This window comes from Leisingera sp. CC-HEC093 (assembly GCF_059429195.1).
Genome location: NZ_JCAIJR010000001.1, coordinates 436,391 through 462,221, shown reverse-complemented (window position 1 = coordinate 462,221; position 25,831 = coordinate 436,391). Strand labels below are relative to the sequence as shown.

At 62.8% G+C, this 25,831-nt stretch carries 27 protein-coding genes; 10 read left to right on the top strand and 17 right to left on the bottom strand.

What is annotated here, in order from left to right:
* Window positions 1-15: 15 nt before the first annotated feature.
* From AC5STB_RS02240 to AC5STB_RS02230, 3 genes are all read right to left on the bottom strand, one after another.
* On the bottom strand, window positions 16-2,382 hold the full coding sequence (locus tag AC5STB_RS02240; RefSeq protein WP_495441359.1) for a hybrid sensor histidine kinase/response regulator: 2,367 nt from the start codon (window positions 2,380-2,382) through the stop codon (window positions 16-18).
* Between the two features lie 25 nt (window positions 2,383-2,407).
* Window positions 2,408-3,409, bottom strand: a complete 1,002-nt coding sequence (locus tag AC5STB_RS02235) for a cytochrome-c peroxidase (protein WP_495441358.1) — start codon at window positions 3,407-3,409, stop codon at window positions 2,408-2,410.
* Between the two features lie 68 nt (window positions 3,410-3,477).
* The gene (locus tag AC5STB_RS02230; protein ID WP_495441357.1) at window positions 3,478-4,716 is read right to left on the bottom strand and encodes an NnrS family protein; all 1,239 of its coding nucleotides are present in this window, start codon (window positions 4,714-4,716) and stop codon (window positions 3,478-3,480) included.
* Window positions 4,717-4,962: 246 nt separating this feature from the next.
* Here AC5STB_RS02230 and AC5STB_RS02225 point away from each other — a divergent pair, with 246 nt between their 5' ends.
* Window positions 4,963-5,658 carry a Crp/Fnr family transcriptional regulator gene (locus tag AC5STB_RS02225; RefSeq protein WP_495441356.1) on the top strand — a complete coding sequence of 232 codons (696 nt, stop codon included), beginning with the start codon at window positions 4,963-4,965 and terminating at the stop codon, window positions 5,656-5,658.
* Window positions 5,659-5,858: 200 nt separating this feature from the next.
* Here the strand turns inward: AC5STB_RS02225 and AC5STB_RS02220 are convergent, their stop codons facing one another.
* From AC5STB_RS02220 to AC5STB_RS02205, 4 genes are all read right to left on the bottom strand, one after another.
* The gene (locus tag AC5STB_RS02220) at window positions 5,859-6,053 is read right to left on the bottom strand and encodes a hypothetical protein (RefSeq protein ID WP_495441355.1); all 195 of its coding nucleotides are present in this window, start codon (window positions 6,051-6,053) and stop codon (window positions 5,859-5,861) included.
* 108 nt (window positions 6,054-6,161) lie between these two features.
* Window positions 6,162-6,410 carry a DUF982 domain-containing protein gene (locus AC5STB_RS02215; RefSeq protein WP_495441354.1) on the bottom strand — a complete coding sequence of 83 codons (249 nt, stop codon included), beginning with the start codon at window positions 6,408-6,410 and terminating at the stop codon, window positions 6,162-6,164.
* 141 nt (window positions 6,411-6,551) lie between these two features.
* Window positions 6,552-6,758, bottom strand: coding sequence for a cold-shock protein (locus tag AC5STB_RS02210; RefSeq protein WP_495441353.1), 207 nt, complete (start codon window positions 6,756-6,758; stop codon window positions 6,552-6,554).
* Between the two features lie 174 nt (window positions 6,759-6,932).
* Window positions 6,933-7,145, bottom strand: a complete 213-nt coding sequence (locus AC5STB_RS02205) for a hypothetical protein (protein WP_495441352.1) — start codon at window positions 7,143-7,145, stop codon at window positions 6,933-6,935.
* A gap of 124 nt (window positions 7,146-7,269) precedes the next feature.
* On the opposite strand from AC5STB_RS02205, the gene AC5STB_RS02200 reads away from it, so the two are divergent.
* From AC5STB_RS02200 to AC5STB_RS02175, 6 genes are read left to right on the top strand one after another with little or no spacing between them, the layout of a single operon-like run.
* On the top strand, window positions 7,270-7,722 hold the full coding sequence (locus AC5STB_RS02200) for a c-type cytochrome (protein WP_495441351.1): 453 nt from the start codon (window positions 7,270-7,272) through the stop codon (window positions 7,720-7,722).
* 13 nt (window positions 7,723-7,735) lie between these two features.
* Window positions 7,736-9,079 (top strand): cbb3-type cytochrome c oxidase subunit I, encoded by a 1,344-nt coding sequence (locus AC5STB_RS02195; RefSeq protein ID WP_495441350.1) that lies wholly within the window; start codon window positions 7,736-7,738, stop codon window positions 9,077-9,079.
* A gap of 3 nt (window positions 9,080-9,082) precedes the next feature.
* Window positions 9,083-9,877: a CbbQ/NirQ/NorQ/GpvN family protein gene (locus AC5STB_RS02190; RefSeq protein ID WP_495441349.1), complete on the top strand. Its 795-nt coding sequence runs from the start codon at window positions 9,083-9,085 to the stop codon at window positions 9,875-9,877.
* Window positions 9,878-9,881: 4 nt separating this feature from the next.
* Window positions 9,882-11,759, top strand: coding sequence for a nitric oxide reductase activation protein NorD (locus AC5STB_RS02185; protein WP_495441348.1), 1,878 nt, complete (start codon window positions 9,882-9,884; stop codon window positions 11,757-11,759).
* 1 nt (window position 11,760) lies between these two features.
* The gene (locus tag AC5STB_RS02180) at window positions 11,761-11,934 is read left to right on the top strand and encodes a hypothetical protein (protein ID WP_495441347.1); all 174 of its coding nucleotides are present in this window, start codon (window positions 11,761-11,763) and stop codon (window positions 11,932-11,934) included.
* Window positions 11,931-12,155, top strand: a complete 225-nt coding sequence (locus tag AC5STB_RS02175) for an NnrT protein (protein WP_495441346.1) — start codon at window positions 11,931-11,933, stop codon at window positions 12,153-12,155. Before AC5STB_RS02180 ends, AC5STB_RS02175 begins: the two co-directional genes overlap by 4 nt.
* A gap of 122 nt (window positions 12,156-12,277) precedes the next feature.
* Here AC5STB_RS02175 and AC5STB_RS02170 read toward each other — a convergent pair whose 3' ends face one another.
* Entirely contained in the window at window positions 12,278-12,526 is a 249-nt protein-coding gene (locus tag AC5STB_RS02170; RefSeq protein ID WP_495441345.1) for an EF-hand domain-containing protein, read from the bottom strand.
* Between the two features lie 317 nt (window positions 12,527-12,843).
* Here AC5STB_RS02170 and AC5STB_RS02165 point away from each other — a divergent pair, with 317 nt between their 5' ends.
* Window positions 12,844-13,968 carry a GNAT family N-acetyltransferase gene (locus AC5STB_RS02165; RefSeq protein WP_495441344.1) on the top strand — a complete coding sequence of 375 codons (1,125 nt, stop codon included), beginning with the start codon at window positions 12,844-12,846 and terminating at the stop codon, window positions 13,966-13,968.
* Window positions 13,969-14,057: 89 nt separating this feature from the next.
* Here the strand turns inward: AC5STB_RS02165 and AC5STB_RS02160 are convergent, their stop codons facing one another.
* From AC5STB_RS02160 to AC5STB_RS02125, 8 genes are all read right to left on the bottom strand, one after another.
* Window positions 14,058-15,200, bottom strand: a complete 1,143-nt coding sequence (locus tag AC5STB_RS02160; protein ID WP_495441343.1) for a M56 family metallopeptidase — start codon at window positions 15,198-15,200, stop codon at window positions 14,058-14,060.
* Window positions 15,190-15,606, bottom strand: a complete 417-nt coding sequence (locus AC5STB_RS02155; protein WP_495441342.1) for a BlaI/MecI/CopY family transcriptional regulator — start codon at window positions 15,604-15,606, stop codon at window positions 15,190-15,192. Before AC5STB_RS02155 ends, AC5STB_RS02160 begins: the two co-directional genes overlap by 11 nt.
* Window positions 15,607-15,904: 298 nt before the next feature.
* Window positions 15,905-16,183, bottom strand: a complete 279-nt coding sequence (locus tag AC5STB_RS02150) for a DUF2160 domain-containing protein (protein WP_495441341.1) — start codon at window positions 16,181-16,183, stop codon at window positions 15,905-15,907.
* Window positions 16,183-16,980, bottom strand: coding sequence for a carbohydrate ABC transporter permease (locus AC5STB_RS02145; RefSeq protein WP_495441340.1), 798 nt, complete (start codon window positions 16,978-16,980; stop codon window positions 16,183-16,185). The genes AC5STB_RS02150 and AC5STB_RS02145 overlap by 1 nt, the downstream gene beginning before the upstream one ends.
* A 13-nt stretch (window positions 16,981-16,993) precedes the next feature.
* Window positions 16,994-17,857 carry a carbohydrate ABC transporter permease gene (locus tag AC5STB_RS02140; protein ID WP_495441339.1) on the bottom strand — a complete coding sequence of 288 codons (864 nt, stop codon included), beginning with the start codon at window positions 17,855-17,857 and terminating at the stop codon, window positions 16,994-16,996.
* Window positions 17,857-18,957: an ABC transporter ATP-binding protein gene (locus AC5STB_RS02135; RefSeq protein WP_495441338.1), complete on the bottom strand. Its 1,101-nt coding sequence runs from the start codon at window positions 18,955-18,957 to the stop codon at window positions 17,857-17,859. The genes AC5STB_RS02140 and AC5STB_RS02135 overlap by 1 nt, the downstream gene beginning before the upstream one ends.
* 7 nt (window positions 18,958-18,964) lie before the next feature.
* Window positions 18,965-20,029: an ABC transporter ATP-binding protein gene (locus tag AC5STB_RS02130; RefSeq protein ID WP_495441337.1), complete on the bottom strand. Its 1,065-nt coding sequence runs from the start codon at window positions 20,027-20,029 to the stop codon at window positions 18,965-18,967.
* A 154-nt stretch (window positions 20,030-20,183) separates the two neighbouring features.
* A complete protein-coding gene (locus AC5STB_RS02125; RefSeq protein ID WP_495441336.1) occupies window positions 20,184-21,917 on the bottom strand; it encodes an ABC transporter substrate-binding protein in 1,734 nt (577 codons plus the stop codon).
* 278 nt (window positions 21,918-22,195) lie between these two features.
* Here AC5STB_RS02125 and AC5STB_RS02120 point away from each other — a divergent pair, with 278 nt between their 5' ends.
* Window positions 22,196-23,314 carry a THUMP domain-containing class I SAM-dependent RNA methyltransferase gene (locus tag AC5STB_RS02120; RefSeq protein WP_495441335.1) on the top strand — a complete coding sequence of 373 codons (1,119 nt, stop codon included), beginning with the start codon at window positions 22,196-22,198 and terminating at the stop codon, window positions 23,312-23,314.
* A gap of 98 nt (window positions 23,315-23,412) precedes the next feature.
* Entirely contained in the window at window positions 23,413-24,213 is an 801-nt protein-coding gene (locus AC5STB_RS02115; RefSeq protein WP_495441334.1) for a TIGR03084 family metal-binding protein, read from the top strand.
* A gap of 63 nt (window positions 24,214-24,276) precedes the next feature.
* On the opposite strand, the gene AC5STB_RS02110 is transcribed toward AC5STB_RS02115, so the two are convergent.
* Window positions 24,277-25,125: a 2-dehydro-3-deoxygalactonokinase gene (locus AC5STB_RS02110; protein ID WP_495441333.1), complete on the bottom strand. Its 849-nt coding sequence runs from the start codon at window positions 25,123-25,125 to the stop codon at window positions 24,277-24,279.
* Window positions 25,126-25,831 lie beyond the last annotated feature (706 nt).

The following is a 25,831-nucleotide window of genomic DNA, read 5'->3' as shown; positions in this document are numbered from 1 at the left end:
ACAAAGGCGGAAAACTCAGGCCGGCCGGGCCTGCTGTTCAGCCGGGACCGCCGTCCAATAGGAAATATGTTCCAGCAGTTCCGTCTTGCGCACGGGTTTTGACAGGAACCCTGTCATTCCGGCTGCGCGGCAGGCTGCCTCATCCGTGCTCAGCACATTTGCGGTAAGGGCTAGAACCGGGCAGGGGGCGTGGCCGTTTTCCTGTTCCCAGGCCCGCAGGCGGCGCGTGGCCTCAAGCCCGTCCATCACCGGCATCGACATGTCCATCAGCACGAGATCGAAGGTCTCGGCTGCAAACGTGCTGACCGCCTCCTGGCCGTTGCGGCAGATGGTCAGCTGGATGCCGGCGGGCGCCAGCATTTTCTGAAGAACCAGCTGGTTTGTCCTGTTGTCCTCTGCCGCCAGCACCCGCAAATGGCTGAGGCTGCCCGGCACCTGCGCTGCATTGGACCGCAATGGGGCAGCCGGCTGCGCCGCGCCGGGGCCCATCGCCTCCTGCAGGGCCTGCAGCAGCAGCCGGTTGCGGGCAGGCTTCATCAGCACATGCACGGTCCTACAGCTTCTGAGTGCCTGGTAATCCGCCAGCAGCTGGCTGCCGGTACAGAACACAATGGGCAGCTCCCGGCATCCCGGCAGCGCGTGAAGGCGCTGGCAAAAGTCCCGGGCGCGTTCCAGCGGCAGGCTGGTTTCCACCAATACTAGATCCGGCCGCCGCTGCTGTGCTGTCATCGCCTGCATCTGCGACAGCAGCTCTGGCAGCCCGTCCGGGGTGATCGTATCTGCCCCCCAGTGGTCAAGCTGGCGCAGCCGCACGCCGCGGGAAAAGCTGAGGTCCGAGACCACGGCCACCAGTTTTCCGGCCAGCGGCAGTGAGCGGGCCGCGGCCGGAGCGGCAACCGGCAGGGGCAGGCAGATCGTGAAACAGGAGCCCTTGCCCGGTTCGGAAACCACGTCGATCCGCCCGCCCATGGCCTTGGCCAGACGCGCAGAGATGGCCAGCCCCAGCCCAGTGCCTTCAAACCGCCGGGCAGTGGTGCTTTCGACCTGTTCGAACGCTTGGAAGATCTGGCTGATGCTGTCTTGGGGGATGCCGACACCAGTGTCGCGCACATCGACGCACAGCGGAATGCCATGGCTGGTGTCATAGTTGAGTGTGATGCTGACATGGCCCGTCAGAGTGAATTTGACGGCATTGCCTACCAGGTTCATCAGGATCTGCCGCACCCGGCCGCTGTCGCCGGTAAAGACCGCCGGAGTGCCCTCGGGGATGTCGAAGCAGACTTCCACGCCTTTGGCGGTGGCGCTGGGCGACATCAGCGTTGCCACGTCATAAATCACATCCCGCAGATTGAACGGCTGCTCCAGCATCTGCGTCTTGCCGGCCTCCAGCTTGGAGAAGTCCAGGATGTCGTTGACGATGCGCAGAAGCGCCTCGGACGAGGCCAGAATGGTGCCGGCGCAGGACTGCTGCTCAGGTGTCAGGCTGGTATCATTCAGCACTTCCGCCATCCCCAGAACGCCATTGATCGGGGTGCGGATCTCGTGGCTCATGGTGGCCAGAAAGCGGGATTTCGTTTCGGTGGCGGCTTCGGCCCTGGCCTTTTCCTGGAGCAGCCTGTCAGCGATCCGTTTCTTTTCCTCCAGGCTGGTCGACAGCGTGTCGAGCGCGGCAAAGATGGCAGCAATTTCGTTGTCGCCTTCCGGAACTTCCGGCTGTTCGCGGGTGGCCAGCCGCCGGAGCCTGAGGGCGGCCAGCTGTATCGCGGCAGAAAAGCCCCGAGCCTTGCGCATTGCGAACATCAGTGCCGCGGCCATCAGAAGCGTGGTTCCGGACAGCCCCAGCACCAGGATACGGGTCAGTGTTTCCTTTGCTTCTGCGGCTGCTGTTTCCGCATGCTGCGCGGCCAGAGCGGTAACGGCAGCCGCCTGCTGGGTCACTGTCTCGCTGCTCATGGCCAGAGAGCTGAGAGTCGGGATGTGCTGCGCGGATTTGATGCCAAGCAGCACAACTGCCTTTATGCACCAATTGGACAGGGCGGTGTCCAGTGCCACGACCTGCGACCGCAGCGGCGGGGTCAGCGGCAGCCGGACAAGTGCTGCAAGATCTTCGTTGATCTGATGCAGATACGCTTGGAACTCGCGCGCGACCTCCTCCTGCGGGACCAGCCGGGTCATTGCCAGAACATCCTGGGCATAAACCTCGGCGGCGGTGATCCCGGCGGTGACGCTGCTGGTCCGGCGGGTGACCTCCAGCGAAGCCTCAAGCACAGCATCTTTGCGGGCTGAGGCAAAGAATGCCATGCCGCCGACCAGAACTGCCGCAAGCAGAGCCGCGACTGCGATCACCAGGACAGGCAGCACGATGGCGCGTTTAATGCTCATGTCAGGAAACTTTCAGCCGTGCGCATCAATTGGCCGGCAGAATAGGGGTTGGCACGTCGGTCTCATTGTCGGTCAAGGTTTCGAGAAAGGCGGTCAGGTCCGAAATCTCCTGCTCAGAGATGGCAAAACCCGCGATTTCGGGAGCCCGGCTGCCTGCCAGCACACCGCCGTCGGCATAGTGGCGGATGACCTCCCGCAGCGAAGACAGCGAGCCGTCGTGCATATAAGGCGCCCGCAGTGCAATATTACGCAGACCGGGGGTTTTGAACCGGAAGTTCATGTCGGGATCCCGCGGCACCAGCCCGCCTGCACCCAAGTCGTTGCTTTGCAGCCCGATGTCATGCAGCTGGTTGTCCGTGAACATCCAGCCGGAATGGCAGGACACGCACTTTGCACGCCCTGTGAACAGCGCAAAACCGCGTTTGGCAGCGTCGTCCACGGCGGTTTCGTCGCCGTCCGCCCAGCGGTCGAAACTTGCAACGCCGCTGACAATGGTGCGCTGATAGGTGGCCAAGGCGGTCAGGATGGTCTCTTCGCCAATGCCGCGGCCGGGGAACAGACGTTCGAACCAGGACTTGTATTCATCGACGGCCGTCAGACGAGCGGTGATGCCTTCGAAGGTGGCATTCATTTCATCCGGTGCGGTGATCGGCCCGACGGCCTGCTTTTCCAGGCTGCCGGCGCGCCCGTCCCAGTACAATGGGGTGATCCAGGCGGCGTTGAGGAGCGTTGGCGCATGGCGGCCCACGGGCGTATTGGCGGCGCCGATCGCCTTGGGCACCGGTGCTTCCCAGCCGAAAGACGGGTTGTGGCAGCTGGAGCAGCTGATGTTCTGCCCGCCTGACAGGCGCGGGTCGAAGAACAGCATTTTACCAAGGGTGGCGATTTCGCGGTTATAGGGGGCCTCAGCCGGGAACGGGACAGTGTCCGGCCGCCGGAACATGTCGAGCCTGGCCGGCCCGGCCAGGCTTTGAGCGGTCCAAAGCAGCAGCGGTAGCACGGCAGCGGCAGCAGCTTTCCACCGCATTCAGGACCTCCTCTTGCATTCCAGGCCTTTGTTAACCGGAATATCACTGTCTGAGAAGGCCGTTAAATTTACGTAAGCGGCGCCACCTTTGACGTATCTTTGGCAGCCGCCTGAGCCCGTGCCTTTGAAGCCTTCTTGGGGCCAAGCCGCGGGGTGACAAGCCAAGGTCCGGTTTTCAGCACCATCAGAGCAAAGCCTGCGGTCCACAGGGCGGCGGAGGCCGTGATTCCGTCGACGCCCGCAGCCAGTTCGGTAATGTCCGCGACACGTGCTGCTGCGGCGGCCAGCAGCATCATGAAGGCAACGGTCAGCGCGGGGCCTGCAACCAGCGGGCGGCCGCTGTGGCCCATGGTGGCGCGCATCATCACCGCCAGTGTCATGCCGCCAACGGCACCGATGCCCAGGATATGCGCCGCGGCAGCGGGTTCCAGCAGGCCGAAGGGGACACTCCCCGCTGCGATCAGCCCCGCAGGCACCAGCGCATAGGCCAAGTGCAGCATCAGCAGCAGCGGGTCCGGCAGGGTGGCGAGGCCGCGCCAGCGCGCCAGCCGCACCGCGTGCAGCAGGCCGGCACCCAGCAGCAACGCGCCGCTGACGGTGGCCCAGGGCGCCGCGGTCCAGGCCAGCAGCGCCGCCGCGCCAAAAGCCAGCGTTACCGCGTCGAACTTGCCAAAAGGCACCGGCATTTTCTCAGCCCTTTGCTTGGCCAGCCAGTTGCGGGTGAAGCTGGGGATGATCCGGCCGCCGATAAGCATGATCAGGAAGATCAGCACCGCAATGCCCAGGCGGCGCGAGACATCCGCTGCGCCCTCGGTCATCGCCTCGACGTGGAAACAGGCGTTGGCCAGGCCCAGCAGGGTGACCGGCACCAGAACCTTGAGGTTGCGCCAGTTTTCACCGGCGATGATTTCCCGCGCGATCATGACGATCACCGCGGCCAGAAAGGCGCAGTCGGCAACCATCACCCCCAGCGCGGGCAGCCCCAACCAGCCCGCTGCCGCTAGCCGCCCCAGCAGCCACAGGCCGGACAGCAGCGCCAGCGGCCAGCCGCGCGCAGGCATCCGCCCGGTCCAGTTTGGCACTGCAGTGAACAGGAAGCCCGCGACCACGGCGGCGCCATAGCCGAAGATCATCTCGTGTATGTGCCAGTCAGTTGGCAGGAACGGGCCTGTATACTCCAGATCGCCGCGCCATATCAGCAGCCATGCGGGAATGGCCAGCAGGGCAAACAGGCAGGCGCCCAGGAAGAACGGCCTGAAGCCGAAAGAAAAGAGAACAGGTCCGGTGTATTCGGTTCGCGCAGCCATGACGGCCTCCATGCGTCCAGGCAATTGAATGACGGGCAGCACTGGTCAGGTGCCGCCCGCCGGTTTAGCGCAAGGGACGCAATCTTTCGCCAAACCCCGTGGATCAGCGCCGGCGGGCAGGAAGGAGGGAGGGAGGGCCTCCGGTTCTGGTTTCCCGTTTTTTCCCGCACGGTTGTTTCCTCTGGCGTCACTATGCGATAACGGCGGGGCGATCTCTTTGTCCTTCAGCAAACTTGCGGTGCATTCTTGTCCAAGCTCGACGAAAGCCTTCTGACCGGGCTGCCGCCCTTCAGCCTCCTGGAGCGCAGCCAGGTCCGCGAGATCCTCGATCAGGCGCTGCCCAAGCGCTATGACGAAGGTGCGGAGATTTTTCACGAAGGACATGACGCCGAACGCTTTCACCTGCTTCTGGATGGCTACATCCGGGTGGTGAAAACCACCGAGGGCGGCGAGCAGATCATCGCGCTGCATATTTCGCCGGGCCAGCTGTTCGGCATTGCGCCAGCGCTGAACCGCGACACCTATCCGGCCACTGCGGTGGCTGCTTCGGAATCGCTGGCGCTGTCCTGGCCGGTGCGCCTGTGGGGGGAGTTCACTGCAAAGTACCAGGGATTCGCCACCGAGAGCTACAGCACCCTGGGCCAGCGGCTGGGGGAGATGCAGACCCGGATCACCGAACTGGCCACGCAGGCGGTGGAGCAACGGGTGGCGGCGGCGCTATTGCGGATGGTGACCCAGTCGGGCCGCAAGGTGGAAGAGGGGATTGAGATCGCATTTCCTGTGACCCGCCGGAATATTTCGGAGATGACCGGCACCACGCTGCACACAGTCAGCCGCTTGCTGTCGGCCTGGGAGAAGGACGGCATCGTGCACTCCACCCGCAAGCATATTGTGGTGACCGATCCGCATAGGCTGGTGGTGCTGAGCGGGGCGCAGGGATAGGGGCTTTGGGCTGGTTGTCTTCTGCCGGCCGGCCGCGTGATTTGAAGTCAGGAAACAGGTAAGCAGAAACGGCGAAGGCTTCCTGATTGTTCAGGCAGGCATTTCCGGCCGCCGCTGCAGAGCTTGTTCGCTGTGAACGCCACTCAGGCCGGCACTGCCGAATCTTCAGTTCGAATTGCCAGTCCTCGCCGGCAACACGTTTACTGAGGATCTTTAGAGCGTTGATTGCCTTGCTCGTACTGGAGCCGTGACCGTTTCAAGCGCTCGATTTTAGAGCGCCGGAGTTCGTTTTCGTCCTCCAGGATTTCCCGCGCTGCCCGCGTGGTTTTTTCTATCGCAGTTTCCTTGCGAGACAAACCGGCCAGTCCCAAACCTTCGATATTAAGCTTTGTCATCTTCTTACTCCTTCGAGACTGGGGGCAGGGGTTTCTTAACCGGAAAAATTCAGATCAGGTCTTCTGAGCACTAGGTGGCCGACAGAAAAAACAGTGCTGTGATTGCCTTCAGGCTGGGGCGGCAGTGCAAGCAGCTTCAGGCCTGTCCGCCTGAAATCCGGCGGCGGTGACTGCGGAGAGGAACGCTTCACGGGCGGCATCAACCGGTGCGAGGCAGTCCATAACGGCGTCAATTTTCTCAAGTGCAACGTCTCTGTGGTGATCGGAGACTGGCCAGGCTTTACGAAGCCAGAAGTGGGCTTGCTCGATTGTCGTGATTTTTTGTGTCCGGCCTTCGTCGGGCACGAATATTGTCATGGGGGTGCCCCAAGTGATTTCTATCAAGTTTTTTCTTTCAGTATTATTGGAAAATACCGCGTCTGAGGGGCAGAACCGGCAGATGCGGGAAGCGGGAGCATTTCAGGAATGCTCCCGCTGAAATTTCAAGCCTGCAGAGGCTTAGGCAAGTGCGAGGTTGGTGGCGGACTCGCGTCCGTCGCGGCCGCTCTCGATGTCGAAAGTCACGGCCTGGCCATCGTCAAGCTGCTGAATGCCAGCGCGTTCCAGAGCGGAAATGTGGACAAATACGTCCCGCGATCCTTGCTCGGGAGCGATAAAACCAAAACCTTTTTGAGAGTTGAACCATTTCACGGTGCCATTGGCCATCGTGTCGTCTCCTTTGAAAATGCCATCCGCAACACGCGACAGCCCGGCCCAGTGTCAACATAGGAACAACTGGGGCCGTGAGGAAACAGAAGGTCGTAGGAAGAAGCTTTGCCTGACCAACTTGGGGTACGTGGCAGGTGATTGCAAGTGGAAGGCTGAGATATCATAAATTTTTTAGACACCGCCTATCGCCCCCCTCAGCCTTTCCCTGAATTCCATCTCCGCCAGCCCGTATTCTTCGCAAGCGTCGATCAGTGTGTGAAAGGGGGCAATCGGGCAGCCGGGGCAGAGCATCTGGCGGTTCATGAACTCGCCTGCGCAGGCGGGCCAGTGGTGGAACAGTTCTGAAAGGGGCAGGTCGGGATCGTCGAAATCGGGCCGTCGCATGGCGTCTCCTCCTTTTCCTGCATTTTGCGTGCAGCAATGCGCGCGGTCTTTGCGCTTGGACAACATCCCTTGCGGTGCGCGGGTTTAGGCAGATGCCATCCGCAACTGTACTCAGGACCGCGATATGTCAGAGATACTTACCAAGTCGCGGGCCAGGAACGTGTTCTACGGGGGCTCCTTGTTCTTCGTCGTCGTGTTCGTGGCCATGACCGCGCACAGCCACCGCTATATCACCCAGACATCCACCGCTGGCATGGAGCTGACCGATGAGGTGCGCCAGGGCAAGCACGTGTGGGAGCGCCACTCTTGCATCAACTGCCACACGCTGCACGGCGAGGGCGCCTATTTCGCACCGGAAGTGGGCAACGTCATGACACGCTGGGGCGTGCTGGACGACCCGGACGGCGCCTATGAAATGCTCGACGGCTGGATGAAGTCGCAGCCTTCCGGGGTCGAAGGCCGCCGCCAGATGCCTTTCTTTGAGCTGACAGACGAAGAGACCAAGGCCTTGTCCGAATTCCTGCGCTGGGCGGACCAGACCGATACCCAGAACTGGCCGCCGAACGACGCCGGCTGAGGGGAGAGAAACAATGAAATATCAATCTCAAAAAGTGGCCTATGCCTACTTCATGGTGGCAATGGGCCTGTTCGCCATTCAGGTTCTGGGCGGTCTGCTGGCCGGCTGGATCTATGTCTGGCCCAACACGCTGAGCGAGCTTCTGCCGTTCAACATCGTGCGGATGCTGCACACTAACGCGCTGATCGTCTGGCTGCTCTTGGGCTTCTTCGGGGCTGCGTATTATCTGGTGCCGGAAGAATCCGAGCGTGAGCTGTTCTCGGTGAAACTCGCCTATATCCAGCTGGCCATTCTTGTCGTTGGTACCCTGGGCGCGGTCGGTTCCTACCTTGTGGGCATCCACGGCGGGCGGGAGTTCCTGGAACAGCCCCTGTGGGTCAAGTTCGGCATTCTTGTCGCGGCGGTGATCTTCCTCGTGAACATCTCCCTGACCGTGCTGGCAGGCCGCAAGACCGCAATTACCAACATCCTGCTGATGGGCCTGTGGCTGCTGTCGCTTTTGTGGATCTTTGCCTTCATCAACCCGGACAACCTGTCGCTCGACAAGATGTACTGGTGGTTCGTTGTCCACCTGTGGGTGGAAGCCACCTGGGAGCTGGTGATGGCCGCGATCCTTGGCTACCTGATGCTGAAGCTGACCGGTGTTGACCGCGAGGTGGTGGAGAAATGGCTTTATGTCATCGTTGCCCTGGCGCTGTTCTCCGGCATCCTCGGCACCGGCCACCACTTCCTCTGGATCGGTACCCCCGGTTACTGGCAGTGGGTCGGCTCGATCTTCTCGACCCTGGAAGTGATCCCGTTCTTCGCAATGATGAGCTTTGCCTTCGTCATGGTCTGGAAAGGCCGTAAGAACCACCCGAACAAGGCGGCACTGCTTTGGTCGCTGGGTGCCTCCACTGTGGCCTTCTTCGGCGCCGGCGTCTGGGGCTTCCTGCACACGCTGCACGGGGTGAACTACTATACCCACGGCACCCAGATCACCGCCGCCCACGGGCACCTGGCTTTCTACGGCGCCTATGTGGCGATGAACCTGGCGATGTTCACCTATGCGATGCCGCATCTGCGCAACCGCGATCCCTACAACCAGGTGCTGAACATGGCGTCCTTCTGGCTGATGACCGGTGGCATGGCCTTCATGACCTTCGTGCTGACCTTTGCCGGCACCATCCAGACCCACATGCAGCGCATTGTCGGCGACTACTACATGGACGTGCAGGACCAGCTGGGACTGTTCTACCTGATGCGCCTCGGTTCTGGCGCGGTGGTTGTGCTGGGGGCGCTCCTGTTCATCTATGCAACCGTCGTGGTTCGCCGCGAAGTCATCAAACCCGGCCCCGCGGCCGTACCGGGAGAGTAAGCCATGAACGCAATGAACATGCCTTCCGTTCCCTTCTACCGTCCCGCAGGCGATGAATGCACCGTCTTCGAGATGGCCCAAGCCAACGGTCTGCCCCTTCTTTTGAAGGGGCCCACCGGCTGCGGCAAGACGCGGTTCGTGGAACATATGGCAGCCCGGCTCGGGCTGCCCCTCCACACCGTTGCCTGCCATGACGACCTGTCGGCCGCCGACCTGATCGGGCGCTACCTGCTGAAAGGCGGCGAGACGGTCTGGGTGGATGGCCCGTTGACCCGCGCGGTGCGCGAGGGCGGCATCTGCTACCTCGACGAAGTGGTCGAGGCCAGGAAGGACGTGGCCGTGGTGCTGCACCCGCTGACCGACGACCGCCGCCGCTTGGTCATTGACCGCACGGGTGAGGAACTAACCGCGCCCAAGCCCTTCATGCTGGTGGCCAGCTACAACCCCGGCTACCAGAACATCCTGAAAAAGCTGAAGCCCTCGACCCGTCAGCGTTTCCTGTCCATCGGTTTCGATTTCCCGGAGGCTTCCGCAGAGACCGCGGTGGTCGCGTCTGAGAGCGGGCTGGATGAGGATCGCTCCGCCGCGCTGGTGCGGCTGGCGGGCCATATCCGCAAGCTCTCTGGCATGGACCTGGAGGAAGGTGTCTCGACCCGCCTGCTGATCTATGCCGCCACGCTGATTGCCAAGGGCATGGGCGTGGAGCGCGCAGTAGAGGCCGCCATCATCGAACCTCTCAGCGACGAGGGTGACGTGCAGCAGGCGCTGCGCGACCTTGCCGCCAGCGTCTACGGGTGATGCCATGATCCACGCTTTCGACCTTCTGGAACCCGAAGAAACGGTTGGCAACCTGTGGCATGGCATGGCCACACGGATCGGCGCCGCCGGGGACGAAGCGGAACACACCGTCCGGTTCGAGGACATGCGCGCCAGCGTGGCGGCCTTGTTCCGTGCGCTGGGCGGGGCCGGGGGCGTGGAAATACAGGTGGCGCCTGCGGTGCTGTCGGACCACCGTCCGGACCGGTTGCGCCGTATCGGCACCCCGCGGGAAATGGTGCATCTGGCCAGTTTCGACGGCGAACGACTGCGCCTGCCGCCGGAAATGGCAGATTTTCCCAACCCCGAACTGAACCGCAAGGCTTACCTGTGGCTGGCCGCGATGGCCGCTATGATCGAATTGCCGGACCGCAATGAGGACCGCTATCAGGCCGACCAGCTGGAGATCGCCGCCAACGCCCGCGCAGCGGACAAGGTGTTTGCTGCCTGTCCTGGGCTGCGCTCTGCCTATGGCGCGTTTTGTTCTCATATCGCGGGGGCGCGCAAGCGTAACGGCCTGCCGCGGTTCGAGTCGCGGATCGAACGGATGGTGCTGGATCAGATCGGCACCGACTGCCGCGTTGCCGAACCCTGCGCCTGCACCGCGCCGCGTGGTTATCGGAGCTTTCAGCCGGTGCCGTTCTGGCTGCGCCTGCCGGTGCCGCAAGCGGGCAGGGGGGCAGCACCTGAGGCCGAGGAAATGAAAACGCCGGGCCTTGCCGTCTCTACCCGCAAAACGGCAAAGCGGCAGGATCAGGACCAGACCACCCGCAAGGACAGTTTCATCGTTCACCGGTTCGAATCCATCCTGTCCTGGGCCGAAAGCCTGAACATCAACCGGATGGTAGATGACGACGACAACGAGAACGCCCAGAAGGCGGCGGAGGATCAGGACAACCTGACCCTCTCGCAGCACATGAAGCGGGCGGCGTCGCGGCTGCGGATTTCGCTGGACCTGTCGCCGCAGGATGCCGAACACGAACGGCTGGCGGGCCAGTTCACCTATCCCGAATGGAACCACAAGCTGGGCAAGCACATGCCCGCCCATACTTGTGTGCTGGAGGCCGAAGGCAAGCCCGCCGACAGCTTCCATCCCGATCCAAAGCTCGTCGCCCGCGTGCGCCGCCAGTTCGCACCGCTGCACCCGCGCCGGGTGATGCTGCCGCGTCAGCTGGACGGTGAAGAGCTGGATCTGGAAGCGGTGGTGAAATCCCATGTCGATCTGGCATGCGGCCAGCAGGGCAGCGACCGGGTCTGGCAGGCCAGCCGCCCGATGGCCCGCGACCTGAGTGTGGCGGTGCTGATGGACTGCTCGCGCTCCACCGAGGCCACCGTCGGCGACCGCCCGGTCATCGAAACCGCCCGCGAATCCCTGGCAGCGCTTGCCGGCGGTATCGCCACTGCGGGCGACCGGCTTGGCATCTGGGGCTTCTCCTCGCTGCGCCGCGACCGGGTATTCCTGACCCGCGCCAAAGGCTTCGAAGATCCGATGTCAGAGGCGGTCACCGCCCGCATCGGCGGCTTCAAGCCCGGCCACTACACCCGGCTCGGCGCGGCAATCCGTCATGCCTCTGCCCAGCTGGCCGAGGAAGGATCAGAACGCCGCCTGCTTTTGGTGCTGACCGATGGCAAGCCCAACGATCTGGACCACTACGAAGGCGTGCATGGCATCGAAGACAGCCGCATGGCGGTGCGCGAGGCGCGTGCCCTGGGCCAGTCGGTGCACGGCGTTGTGATCGACGCCGACGGGCAGGACTGGTTTGCCCGTATCTTTGGCCGCGCGGGATTTACCCTGCTGCCCGACCCGGACCGGCTGCCGCGTGCGCTGCCGGAAATTTATCAATCCCTGACCATGGAGCACTGAGATGAAACGTATCCTCGCTCTGGCCCTGCTGGCACCCTCCAGCGTGGTTGCCGCCACCTTTGAAAGGCCGATCCCGCAGCCGCAGACCGAAACTGCGGAGTTCTGGTTCCTGATAGGCTCCATCGCCCTGATCGTCAGCTTGGGGTTTGTCCAATACCTGGTGAGCCGCCGATGACACCGCAGCCCCCCTGGCGGTTGCTGGCGGCGCTTTACCCGTTCGGGGCTGGCGCGGCGGCCATCAATATCTTCTTTGCCTCGCTGATTGGCAGCTGGATCGGCTGGCGGGTGCTGAGCCCCTATGAATCGGTGGCTTGGGGGCTGTTGCTGGGGCTGCCCGCCACTTATGTTTTCGCCCGCCACATCGAGCGGCTGAAGCGGCAGGCGGACGGCGATTGATCCACGCGGCCGGAAAATGAAACGAGGCCTTGCAATGCAGGGCCCCGCTTGGTTTCCCGCTGGGGGAAAGCAGAAGTGGCAAGGCGGCTGGTTTTGTTGGGGGGAGCCGCCTTGCCGCGGGATCAGCCAGCCGCTGCCAGCAGGCCGGCTTCCTCCGCTGCCTTTACCTCGGCCAGGTCCGCCTCGCCATCGGCATCGGCGTCGATGGTTGCAAAGGTCTCCTCTGTAAGTTCGGGAAACACGGCCTGCAGCTCTTCCAGCGAATAGGTGCCATTGCCGTCGGTATCGGCCTCGGTGATGGTATCCATTGCCGCCAGCGGCGAAGCGGTCAGGACTGCAAGGGCGGCCGCGGTCAGCGCAAATTTGTTCATGTGAGACACTCCATTCAATTGCTTTGATCTTCCTGAGGCCACGGGTTCCCGCAAGCCATGGCCAGTGCTAGGCCGCCGCAGCGCCCGCATCCATGCTCTTGCCGCGGGGCCGCAATTTCCGGCGCGGGGCTGCCGGATTGGCTCGGTCAGTTCGGCGCTTTGCCGCCCCGGAAACGACCTGATCCTTTCTCCGCCCACTTGCAGGCGCGGTTCTTGCAGTAATCTGCCTGCGCTGGCACTGAAAGTTCCGCTTAGCGCGTGGAAAATGACCGCCAGCCGCCTAGATTTTCAGATGTGTGCTGGGGAGCGCGGATGCAGTGGCTGCAAGGACAGAGATCATTACCAAACTTGATGCGCTGGAAGCGCTGCAACCTGCCTGGACAGAGCTGCATGGCGCCTCTGGCGGCGGCCCGTTTTCGTCGATGGATTGGATATTGGCCTGGACTGCAGCCTTTGGCAGCGAAGCCGTGCCGCGGATCGGCTGTGTGTGGCGCGATGGGCAGTTGACGGCGGCGCTGCCGCTGGGATTGACGCGCGAACCGCTGTGGCGGGGCGGGCCGCGCCTGCGCAAACTGTCGATGCTGTGCAGCAACCGGGCCGGTTTTCACGACGCGCTAGCCTTTCCGGGCCATGAGGCAGATGCCGCAGCGCTGCTGGAGGAGATGCTGGCTGCCAGGGATTGCGATGTCGCGGATCTGGCCCCGATGCGGGCCGCGGGCGCCTTTGGGCAGATCGCCGGTGCGAACGGCACCTGCAAATTGCGCAGCCGCCAGCGCCAGGAAATCCGTGCAGCGCTCTGCCGCCATGATGATGGGTTGGATGCCTGCCTGGCGCGGCGCAGCAGGAAGTTCCGCCGCCTGCTGCGCGCCGGGCACCGGGCGCTGCAGCAAAGGGATCACGAGATTCTGACCGCAGACAGCCCGGGCGGCAGCGCAGGGCGCATTCTCGACGGGGTGCTGGCCCTGTCGGCGCGCAAGGCCCGGCTGGGCACCGGCGGCGGCGCCAGCCAGCGCCCCCGCGTTTTCTTTGAGGAGCTTTGGCGGCGGATGTCGGCCCGAGGCAGGATGGTGCTGCATCTGCTGACCATTGACGGCCGCCCTGCGGCCAGCAGCCTGTGCGCCGAAGCGGGCAGTATTTCCTACAGGCTGACCCTGGATTTCGACGTGACCCATGGCCGGGTTTCCCCCGGCCGGATCATAGCTTGGCGGGGGATTGAAACTGCCATTGAACGCGGGCTCAAGGCCTCCAACACCCTGCGCTCCACACAGTTTCTAGACCACTTGGGCGACAGTTACGAGACTTTCCACCGGCTGCGCGTCTGCCGCCGCTACCGCCAGGCCGACCTGTGGCTGGCAGTGCGGGAACTGCTGCGGCCGGTGGGGCAGAAAGCCCGCAACCTGCAGCAACTGGCCCCCGGCAAGCGCTCTGCTTTTGTTGGCTGAAAATGCAGGAAGCAGGGCGACGCGGCCTCTTCGCCCGACGGGCAGGGATAAACGCAGGCCGGTCTGGACAGGTCAATACGGCGGCAGGTTTATTGCGACGGAACGGCAAAGCCGCCGTTGAGCGCGCTGACCGCAAGGTCCGGGGTGCTGTTGCGGGTCGCCATGCGCTCTAGGTTGACAATCGTCGACAGCATGATGCGGTCATGGCTCCAGTCGCTGGGGCGCTGCAGCAGCATTGCCGTCGCCAGCACCATCCCTGCCATCGTCAAAGAGACCAGACCCCAGCCAAGCGAGTTCGGCCCCCGCGGCTGAACCGCCGTCACCGCGATGATCCGCCGCTGCAAGGAGGCGCCGCGGCGGGTTTCGCGGCGGTCGACCAGCGCCACCGCCGGACTGCGGCGGGTGAACAGCGCCGGGCCGCGGGCGGCATGGGCGCAGGCCCGGATCAGGCATTCGCAATAGGCGCGCACGTCGAAATCCGGCCGTGCCATCAGCGCCTGATCGCAGGCAAATTCGCGCAGCAGCCGCACCTCGCGCCGCCACAGGTAAAAGGCCGGGTTCCAGAACAGCAGCGGGCGCAGCATCTCCAGCAGAAACTCGCATTCGATGTCGCGCTGACGGAAGTGCTGCAATTCATGCGCGATGGTCAGTCGCAGGTCGCGCGGGTCATTCAGCAGCGACGAGGGCAGCACAACATAGCGGCAAAACAGCCCGCGGGTGGAATAGGCCACGCGGATATCATCGGACACCATCAGCTGCACCCGGCCGATGCGTTTCCAGATGAAGGCGCCGCCCAAGTTCTGGCGCAGGCGGAAAACAGAAACGGCCACATGGGTTAGGCAGATCAGCGCACCGGCGGCAAACGCCGCGGCAAGGGCCTGTGCCCACATCGGCTGCAGGCTGGTGAGGCCGCGCACCGCGTCCTCGCGCAGGCCCAGGGTTGCCTCGAACGCACCGGCGCTCATGCTGACGTTACCCTGCAGGTATTGTGAAACCAGCATATCGGAGAAATTCGGCGGATGGGCGATGACGAACCGGGTGAAGGCCAGGATCAGCAGAGGCGAGGCTGCCAGCAGGACTGTCATCCCATTCAGCAACCGCAGCTGCGGCTGGTAGGCGCGCCCCAATTTGCTGCGCGTCAGCAGCTTGTGCGCGGCAAGCCACAAAACCGTGCCCGCCAGCAGCAGAATGTTGAGATCAATGTAGGCGTTCAGCAGAACCTCAGTTGGCATTGTCCCCCAGCCTTTCCTCCAAGAGCGCCCGCATCTCCTCGAGCATCTCGTCGGTCACATCCTCATCATCGACCAGCCGCGCCACCAATGCGGCGGGCGCGCCGTTGAAAAGCTTGCTCGAAAGGTTTTTCAGAGATGTTTTCTGATACTCTGCCTTGGGAACAGCGGGGCGGTAAACCAAAGAGCGGTCCTTGCGCTCGCTGGTGAGAAAGCCCTTTTGTTCCATGATCTTGAGAACCGTGGCCACCGAAGTATAGGCGCGTTCCTGCATCTTGTTCAGCTCGGCCAGGATATCGCGCACGGTGCCGCCGCCCATGTCCCAGACGACGGTCATGAATTCCAGCTCAACCTCGGTCAGCAGGGAAGTGTCGTGTTTCTTGCGCATCGCCTCGGCAGTCCGGCTCATTTGATCGTTCCAGTCATGCTAGGGGAAGCAGGCTTCCGTGAAAACTATTTTTTTAGAAGATGCGCAGCGGCAGAGGGTTTGTTGTCAAACTGTGCGCTGCCGCGCGAGTCTTCTCAGCAAGTTGCGGGGTGATGGGCCAGTCTTAACGGCAGTGTCTGACGCATCGGTTTAAGGTTTTGGCTGAGAAGGCCTTGAAGGGCAGGTTTGCCTTCAAGGCCTGTCCCGATTGTGTTTGGGGCTGCGCGTCAAGGGCAAGCCGCCTGCGGCGGGGCCTTCGGCCCCCTTGACCCGCAGCGCATCAGACCTTCCAGAAGCAGAAGATGCCCCAGGCGACCGACAGGCCCAATGGCCACCACAAGGGCATCCCCACCAAGCCCAGCCAGGCCAGGAAGATGTAGGAGGTGCCCAAGAGGCTGATGAACAGCCGGTCGCCGCGAGTGGTGGTGAGGCCGAGCACGCCCTTGCGGGCCGCGCCGCCGGGGTGGCGGATTTCAGCGAGGATCAGCACGCCGATGGCGCTGAAAATGCCGATAAACAACAGGGCAGTGGGCCAGGTCCAGGCCATCCATGAAAGCATTACACCCTCCCCATCGCGAAACCCTTCGCGATGTAGTTGCGGACAAACCAGATCACGATGGCGCCCGGAATAATTGTCAGAGTTCCCGCAGCCGCCAGCAGCCCCAGTTCATAGCCCGCGCTGGAGGCGGTCTTGGTCATGGTGGCGGCAATCGGCTTGGCGGCGACGGCGGTCAGGGTCTTGGCCAGCAACAGCTCCACCCAGGAGAACATGAAGCAGAAGAAAGCCGCCACACCCACGCCCGCCTTGATCGACGGGATGAAGATCGTCGCAAAGAAGCGCGGGAAGGAATAGCCGTCGACGAATGCGGTTTCGTCCAGCTCCTTAGGGATGCCACCCATGAAGCCCTCGAGGATCCAGACCGCCAGCGGGATGTTGAACAGGCAGTGCGCCAGCGCAACGGCCAGATGGGTGTCGAACAGTTCCACCGCGGAATAGAGCTGGAAGAACGGCAGGGCGAACACGGCAGCCGGTGCCATCCGGTTGGTCAAGAGCCAGAAGAACAGCTGTTTGTCGCCCAGGAACCGGTAGCGGCTGAAGGCATAAGCCGCCGGCAGCGCCACCGCGATGGAGATCACCGTGTTGATCGAAACATAGAGGATCGAGTTGATGTAGCCCCAGTACCAGCTGGGATCGGTGAAAATGGTCTTGTAGTTGTCCAGCGTGAAAGTCTGCGGGAACAGCGAGAAGCCCGACAGAATTTCATTGGTCGTCTTGAAGCTCATCGCCACCAGCCAGTAAATCGGCAGCATGAGGAACAGGATATAGACGATGGGGACAATGGATCGTTTCTGCATGTTGATCCCTCCCTTAGTTCAGATCGTCCTTGGTCATCAGCGTGTAGAACAGCCAGGAGACCAGGAGCGTGATTGCAAAATAGATGAGCGACATGGCTGCGGCGGGGCCGAGGTCGAACTGGCCAAGCGCGATTTTCACCAGGTCGATCGACAGCAGGGTGGTGGAGTTGCCGGGACCGCCGCCAGTCAGAACAAACGGCTCGGTGTAGATGTTGAAGCTGTCCATGAAGCGCAAGAGGATGGCGATGGTCAGCACCGTCTTCATCTTCGGCAGCTGGATGAACCGGAACACCGCCCAGTTGGAGGCGCCGTCGATCTTGGCCGCCTGGTAATAGGCATCGGGGATCGAGACCAGGCCCGCATAGCTCAGCAGCACCACCAGCGAAGTCCAGTGCCAGACATCCATGGTGACAATGGTCACCCAGGCCGCAATGGGATCCTGCGTCATGTCATAATTGATGCCCAGCACGTGGTTCAGGAAGTAGCCCAGCAGGCCGATGTCGGGCAGTGTGAAGATATTCCACATCGCACCGACCACGTTCCACGGGATCAGCATCGGAAGCGCCATCAGCACCAGGCACACCGGCACCCAGAAGCCCTTGCGCGGCATCGACAGCGCAATGGCAATGCCCAGCGGCACCTCGATGATCAGGATCAGGAAGGTGAACATGAACTGGCGGCCAAGCGCCGCGTGGAACCGGTCGGAGCGCAGGATCTGCTGGAACCAGTCCAGCCCCTGCCAGAAGAACACATTGTCGCCAAAGGTCTCCTGCACCGAGTAATTGACCACCGTCATCATCGGAATGAGCGCGTTGAAGGCGACCAGCGCCAGCACCGGCAGGACAAAGAGCCAGGCTTTCTGGTTTTCGGTTTTCATCAGGCTGCTCCTTGTTCGCCGGTGGCATTGGCGGGGGCGGTGGCAAGCCAGCCGTCCACATAAAGCCGGGTCATGTCCTGGCGGAAGGCCAGGTGCACAGCGCTGCCTTTTGCCGGGGCGGTTCCTTCGGTGACGGCGTTGATGCGCTGGCCGCCGGCCTCGCATTCCACCACGGTATGGCGGCCGATGTCAGAGACCTTGGTGACAGTGGCGGGCAGGCCGTGGTCCGTCAGTGAGACGAACTCCGGGCGGATACCGATTTCGGTTTGACCGTCTGCAGCGCCTTGGATGGGGCCTTCCAGGGCAATCTGCTGGCCTGCGAACACGGCGGCACCGTGCTGCACTTCGCAGGGCAGGATGTTCATTCCGGGCGAGCCGATGAAATGGCCGACAAACGTATGCGCAGGGCGCTCGAACAGCTCCACCGGTGTGCCGATCTGCACAACCTCGCCCAGCTGCATCACCACCACCTGATCGGCAAAGGTCAGCGCTTCGGTCTGGTCGTGGGTGACGTAGATCATCGTCGCCTTCACCCGCTGGTGCAGTTCTTTCAGCTTGGAGCGCAGCTTCCACTTCAGATGCGGGTCGATCACGGTCAGCGGCTCGTCGAACATCACCACGTTGACGTCCTCGCGCACCAGGCCGCGGCCCATGGAGATCTTCTGCTTGTTGTCCGGGCTGAGGCCAGCCGCCTTCTGCTCCAGCATTTCGGTGACTTCGAGCATCTCGGCAATCGCCATCACCCGCTGGTGCACGGTGGCCTCGTCCCGGCCGCGGTTGCGCAGCGGGAAGGCCAGGTTGTCGTAAACCGTCATGGTGTCGTAGATCACCGGGAACTGGAACACCTGGGCGATGTTGCGCTGGTCCGGGGGCAGGGCGGTTACGTCCTGACCGTCAAACAGGATCTGGCCCTCAGAGGGCACCAGCAGGCCTGAGATGATGTTGAGAAGAGTGGATTTGCCGCAGCCCGAGGGGCCGAGCAGCGCATAGGCGCCGCCATCGGTCCAGTCGAGGTCGATTTCCTTCAGCGCGTAGTCCGAGTCGGACTTCGGCGTCGAAAGATAGCTGTGGCGCAGTTTGGAGAGAGTTATTTTTGCCATTGATGCCTCACGCCGCGCGGCTGCCGTCGGGGGCAAAGAAATATGCCTGCGCGGGGTCCATGTAGAAGTCGTGCAGCTCACCCACCTGATAGGGGTGAACGCCGTGGGCCAGCGAAACCCAGCTGCCGGAGCCCATTTCGAAATGGGCGGAACTTTCGGAGCCGGAGAGCTCAGTCACCTGCACCTGGCCTGACAGCTGCACATGGGCGCCGTTTTTCGCCACAGGCAATACGTGGTGCGGCCGGATGGCGATTGTATAGGTCCCATCGGCCAGCCCGGCGGCAGCGCCCGCCAGCTCCCAGGTGACACCAGCGCCAAGGCGGGCCATGCTGCCTTGCTTGGTGATCTCGGCGGTGTTGATCGGCGGGTCGGAGAACACCCGCGCCGCATCGACATTGCCGGGGTTGCGGTAGATCTCCGCGGTGGGGCCGAACTGGGTCACCCGGCCATCGCGCATCAGCGCGGTCTGGCCGCCCAGAAGCAGCGCTTCTTCGGGTTCGGAGGTGGCGTAGACCACAACCGCGCCGCGGCCGGCGAACAGCTCTGGCAGCTGGTCACGCAACTCTTCGCGCAGCTTGTAGTCGAGGTTGGCCAGCGGTTCGTCCAGGAATACCGCGCGGCTTTCTTTAGCAATCGCACGGGCCAGGGCGCAGCGCTGCTGCTGGCCGCCGGACAGCTCATGCGGGCGGCGGTGCAGCATCGGCTTCAGCTGCAGGATCGCTGCGGCCTCTTCGACGCGGCCTTCGATCTCCGACTTCGCCATCCCGGCCACCTTCAGCGGCGAGGCGATGTTGTCATATACCGTCATATGCGGGTAGTTGATGAAGAACTGATGCACCAGGCTGATGTTGCGCTTCTGGGTGCTGAGACGGCTGACATCCTCGCCATCCATAAGCACTTGGCCGCTGGCCATCGGGTCGAGGCCCGCCATCAGTTTAATGAGTGAGGTCTTTCCGGAGCCTGTGGCGCCGAGGAGAACGTTGAAGTGACCGGGCTTCAGCAGCAGGGAAGTTTCCTTGATGTGCTGAATGGCGCCGACGCGCTTGGTCACACCCTTGAGTTCGAGTGCCATCTTGCTTTGACTTTCTGGCAGGCGGCCTGTTCGCGCGCGGGGCAAGGCGCGCTCTGATCTTGGGGAAGAAGGCCCCGGATGACGGGAAAGGGTCTCCGGGGCCTGGATAGCCCGGCCAGATGATGGGGATCGCTGGCCGGACCGGGAGGAGGCCTTAGTTGGTTGCCCAGCGGGCCACCAGCTCGTCATAGTTGACGGTCTGGCCCTGCGGCTTCTCGTTCTCCAGCGGAGCTTTGGCACCGCCATTGGCGTACCACCACTCCGCGTCTTTCTCTTCATTCAGACGCGGGCCGCAGCCGCCATAGACATTAGCCTGCTCGTCTGCGCGCTGCATCCGGCCCATGGTGATGTCCATTTCCTCGGCCAGGCGGTCCATCGCTTCCTGCGGCGTGAAGGCGCCGGAGTTCACGTCACCGATCTGCTGCCACCAGATCTGGGCCAGCTTCGGGTAATCCGGAACGTTGATGCCGGTCGGCGACCATGCGACACGGTCAGGCGAGCGGTAGAATTCGACCAGGCCGCCCAGTTTGGGTGCGCGCTCGGTGAAGCTTTCGTGGTTCACGGAGGAGTCGCGGATAAAGGTCAGGCCAACATGCGACTTCTTCACGTCGACGGTCTTGGACACCACGAACTGGGCATAGAGCCAGGCTGCCTGTGCGCGGTCCAGCGGGGTGGACTTGAGGAAGGTCCAGGAGCCCACGTCCTGATAGCCAACCTTCTGGCCTTCTTCCCAGTAGGGGCCGTGCGGGCTGGGCGCCATCCGCCACAGCGGGTTGCCGTCGCCGTCAACAGTGTTGTTGCCTTCGGATTGCGGCTTCACCATGTCGGCGGTGAAGGCGGTGTACCAGAAGATCTGCTGCGCCACGTTGCCTTGCGCCAGTGCCGGCAGCGACTGGTAGAAGTCATAGGACGCTGCACCCGGAGGCGCGTATTTGCGCAGCCATTCGTCCCACTTGCGGATCGCATAGACCGCTGCCGGGCCGTTTGCCGCGCCGCCGCGGGTCACGCTGGCACCGGCCGGGTTGCAGGAGCCCTCTTCCATGCGGATGCCCCATTCGTCGATCGGCACGCCGTTCGGCTCGCCCTTCGAACCTGCACCGGCCATCGACAGCCAGGCGTCGGTCATCCGCCAGCCAAGGTCCGGCGCGCGCTTGCCGTAATCCATGTGGCCATAGATTGCTTTGCCGTCGACTTCCTTCACGTGCTCACTGAAGAATTCGGCGATGTCCTCATACGCGGACCAGTTGACCGGAACGCCCAGGTCATAGCCGTATTTCTCTTTGAACGCTGCCTGCAGGTCGTCGCGGTCGAACCAATCCTTGCGGAACCAGTAAAGGTTCGCGAATTGCTGGTCGGGCAGCTGGTACAGGTCGCCATCCGGGCCGGTGGTGAACTGGGTGCCCATGAAGTCATCCAGGTCGAGACCGGGGTTGGTCACGTCCTTGAACTCACCCGCCATCATGTCGGTCAGGTTGTAGGCCAGCTGCAGGCGCGAGTGGGTGCCGATCAGGTCGGAGTCATTGACATAGGCGTCATAGAGGTTCCGCTTGGTCTGCATCTGGGTCTGCACGGCCTGAACGACCTCGCCTTCACCCAGAATCTGGTGGTTCACCTTGATGCCGGTGATTTCCTCGAAGGCCTTGGTCAGCACTTCGCTTTCGTAGCTGTGCGTGGGAATGCCCTCAGACAGCACGTTGATTTCCATGCCTTTGTAGGGCTCGGCCGCGTTGATGAACCACTGCAGCTCGGACAGCTGTTCATCCTTGGTCAAAACCGACGGCTGGAATTCTTCATCAATCCATTTTTTGGCCGCCATTTCGTCGGCATAGCCAATTGATCCCGCAACCACCGCGCAAACGGCTGCTGCGGAAAGAAGATACTTACGCATCTCTTCCTCCCTGAAAGTCTCTTGAGGCCAGCTGCACGTTGGCTGCACCTGACTGGCATAGAGCTTTCATAGGTTGGATTATGTTGTCAAACTAATTTTTTAGTAACTGGTAAGTGTATGAAAATCATTGATAAAAATTGAACTCTATAGGCGCTAACTCCCTGTCTTTGCCATGCCGCAATGCAGCATTTCTGGTTGTAACGCAACGGTAGGTTCTCCTTGGGCGGGGCAGGAAAAAACAGTCGCCGCGGATGGGCTTTGCGTCTAAGGAGGGCAGCATGACGCAAGACAACACATTCGAGATCTTCCTGACCGCTCCGCCGGGTCTGGAGCAGGCGCTGCTGGTTGAGGCCAAGGAGCTGGGTTTTGCCGCCCCCAAGGCAGTGCCGGGCGGAGTTACGGTACAGGGCAATTGGGCCGAAGTCTGGCGCGCCAACCTGTGCTTGCGCGGCGCGGCGCGGGTGCTGGCGCGGATCGGCGAATTCCGCGCTTTCCACCTGGCCCAGCTCGACAAGCGGTCGCGCAAGTTTCCCTGGGATGAGGTGCTGCGCCCGGATGTGCCGGTGAAGGTGGAGGTTTCCACCAACAAGAAGTCCAAAATCTACCACGCCGGCGCTGCTGCCCAGCGGGTGGAAAAGGCGATTGCCGAGACCCTTGGCGCCCCCGTCACCAAGGACGCGGAGCTGACGGTGAAACTGCGGATCGAGGACAACCTCTGCGTCTTCAGCGTCGATACCTCGGGCGAGGGGCTGCACAAGCGCGGCCACAAATCTGCCGTCGGCAAGGCGCCGATGCGGGAAAACCTCGCGGCACTGTTCCTGCGTGAATGCGGCTTTGACGGGGCTGAGCCGGTGGTGGATCCAATGTGCGGCTCGGGCACTTTTGTGATCGAGGCGGCAGAGATCGCCAAGGGGCTGCTGCCCGGCCGCAGCCGCAGCTTCGCCTTTGAAAAGCTTACCACTTTTGATGCGGATGCCTGGGCAGAGATGAAGCAGCAGGGCGAGGCGCGCGAAACCGATCTGCTGTTCCACGGCTCCGACCGCAATGCCGGCGCCGTGGAGATGGCCGCTGCCAACGCTGACCGGGCCGGTGTGGCGGGCTTCACCCGTTTTGCCCAGGCCGCGGTCAGCGATCTGCAGCGACCCGATGGCCCGCCCGGCCTGGTCATCGTCAACCCGCCCTATGGCGCCCGGATCGGCAACAAAAAACTGCTCTATGCCCTTTACGGCGCTCTGGGTCAGGTGCTGAAGGAGCGTTTCTCCGGCTGGCGCGTGGGTATCGTCACCTCGGAAACCAGCCTGGCCAAGGCGACCAATCTGCCGTTCCTGCCGTTCGGCGCGCCGGTGGCACACGGCGGGCTGAAAATCCGCCTGTTCAAGACCGATCCTCTGCCCTGAGCCCGCCGCCCCCGCGGCTCAATTTGTGACGTTTGGTCCCTGTTTCCGGCCTGCACCCGGCCCGGCTATCCTGCTGGGCGGGACAAAAGGGGAGAGCCATGCAACAGGCCGAAGATTTCAGAGCGGAAAGCCGCGCCTTGGCGGCCATCCTTGAGGATCTGCCAGAGGCGGAGTTCCACCGCGAAACCCAGTTCAAGGGCTGGACCATTGATCATGTGCTGGGGCACCTGCATCTGTTCAACGCCGCGGCAGAGGCGTCGCTGCAGGGCGCGGAAGCCTTTGCCGCCTTCATCGCGCCGGTTCTGCGGGACATGCAGGCGGGCCGTTCCATCCTCGAATGCCAGTTTCCTTGGCTGGACGGCCTCAGCGGCCGGGCGCTGTTTGCGGTCTGGCGGGACGGGGCGGAGCGCTGCGCCGACGCATTTGCCGCGGCAGATCCCAAGGCGCGGCTGCAATGGATCGGGCCGGACATGAGCGCGCTAAGCTCCTGTACTGCCCGGCAGATGGAGACCTGGGCGCATGGGCAGGAAGTTTTCGATCTGTTGGGGCATGAGTGGCAGGAGCACGACCGCATCCGCAACATCGCGCATTTGGGTGTTGTGACCTATGGCTGGAGCTTCCGAAACCGCGCGCTGGAGGTGCCGGAACCGGCGCCCTTTGTACAGCTCACCGGGCCGTCGGGTGCGGTCTGGGAATGGAATACCCCGCAAGATGAGAGCTGTATCAAAGGCGCAGCAGTCGAATTCGCCCGGGTGGTCACCCAAGTGCGCAATTTCGAGGACACCCGGCTGCAAATCTCCGGCGCGGCAGCGGAGAACTGGATGCGCATCGCCCAGTGCTTTGCAGGCCCGCCGGAAACTCCGCCGGGCAAGGGGACGCGTTCCAGGGCAGGCGGCTGAAGCTTCGGGTCCGCGGGTTCTGGAAACCCCGAATAATGCCTGCGCCGCAGACCGGAGCCGTGATCAGTTACCAGCCCAGGCCCGGCTCAGCCCTTCCAGCGTCATGCGCTGCGCGTCTGCCACTGTGACCGGCAGCCCTTGGGCCTCCAATGCGGCGGTATAAAGCGGCTGCAGCGGCACCTCAGCCAGCAGCGCCACATTCTGGCCCAGCCAATAGGGCCGGGCTGCAGCCAGTTCCGCACCCAATAAAAACCCCCAGAGCCTGCCGCGCACGGTGTCCGCCTGCACGTGCCCCAGCGCGGTATCTGCCTGCAGTGCCGCCAGCCGGGCCGCCAGCAATTGCGGCTTGGCGATGCCGTCCACTGCCGCATCAGTGAGCGCTACCTTACAGCAGTCGCCGGTGGCTGCCAGCGACATCGGCTGCGCCACCGCTGCCGCAATCTGTCCGGTCAGCGCGCTTTGGAAGCTGACAGCTTCCTTGGCACTGACCTGCACCCAATGGGTCACGCCGGTGCCCGGCAGGCAGACCACCCCGTCCCAATCCGGGTTCAGCTGCAAAAAACCGCGGAGCCGGGCCGCCGCCCCCAGTATCAGCCCGGTTGGGCCAGACTGGCTCAGCCCCGGCAGGGCATGGATGGTCAGCTCTTCGTGCGGGATCGCAGTCAAAGACTGTTCCGCGGGCACCACGGGTACTGCCTGCGGTGCCACCAGCCCGCTGCCGCCCAGCACAACAGGCTTCGCCGCACCTGCCAGCATCTCGCGCAATCCGGCAGCCAGCGTTGCAGGACGGTTGTCTGGCAGCTCCAGCACATGTGCTGGGCTTGCGGTGCCGCCGGTTTTGGTCCAGGCGGTCAGTGTGTTTCCGTCAAGATTGGCGGCCAGCCAGCTGGCGCCGCTGCCGTGAGGCTGCATGATGCTCTCACTTTCTCTGCCGTCGACTTGGCTGGCTTATGCCGGTGTTTCGGGGCACCGGCAAGTCTGCGGCAGGCAGTCTGCCGCCTCAGCGCAGCCTTTTCGTCCGGGGGCAGGTCATGAGGCTGGCGACCTGCTGAGCGGCGGTCTACCGCGTGCCGCATTCGGTGAACTGCGCAAACCCGGGGCAGTGCGCAACCGGGCAGCGCGTTAATTGCCGGCAATGCTCCGCTCCCGTTCCGGTGCCGTATTATGACGTGCAATTGGGACACCCTGCATTCGAATTCTATTCGGAGATGCCGTGGCACGGGAGTAAAACCTGCCGGCCGGGCGCCTTGATTCCGCCATAACTTTTTCTGGGCGCTGAACAAGTCTGGCCAAATCACCGCACTGTTTCCGGTTTGGCCTTGTTAAAGCTCCGAATTCCGGTGATTTTCCAGAGAAATCCAATTTTCACATGCAATTGTCTAAATTTGTCTTAATTAGGGCAGGGTGCAGCAATGCACCGCCGCCGGGGGATTGGCGGCTGCTGAAAAACAACGCGGGCGCGTGGGGGCGTGCCCCGTTTCGAACCTGAAAATCAGTAACGGCAATCTGCGGTCTTTGGCTTGCGGAATGCCAGGTTGAGTATTGAGCGTCTGCCGCCACTGGCGGCGGCCCGGCCCTTAATAGCGGCCGGATTGAGGGGAAATGAAATGAGAAATGC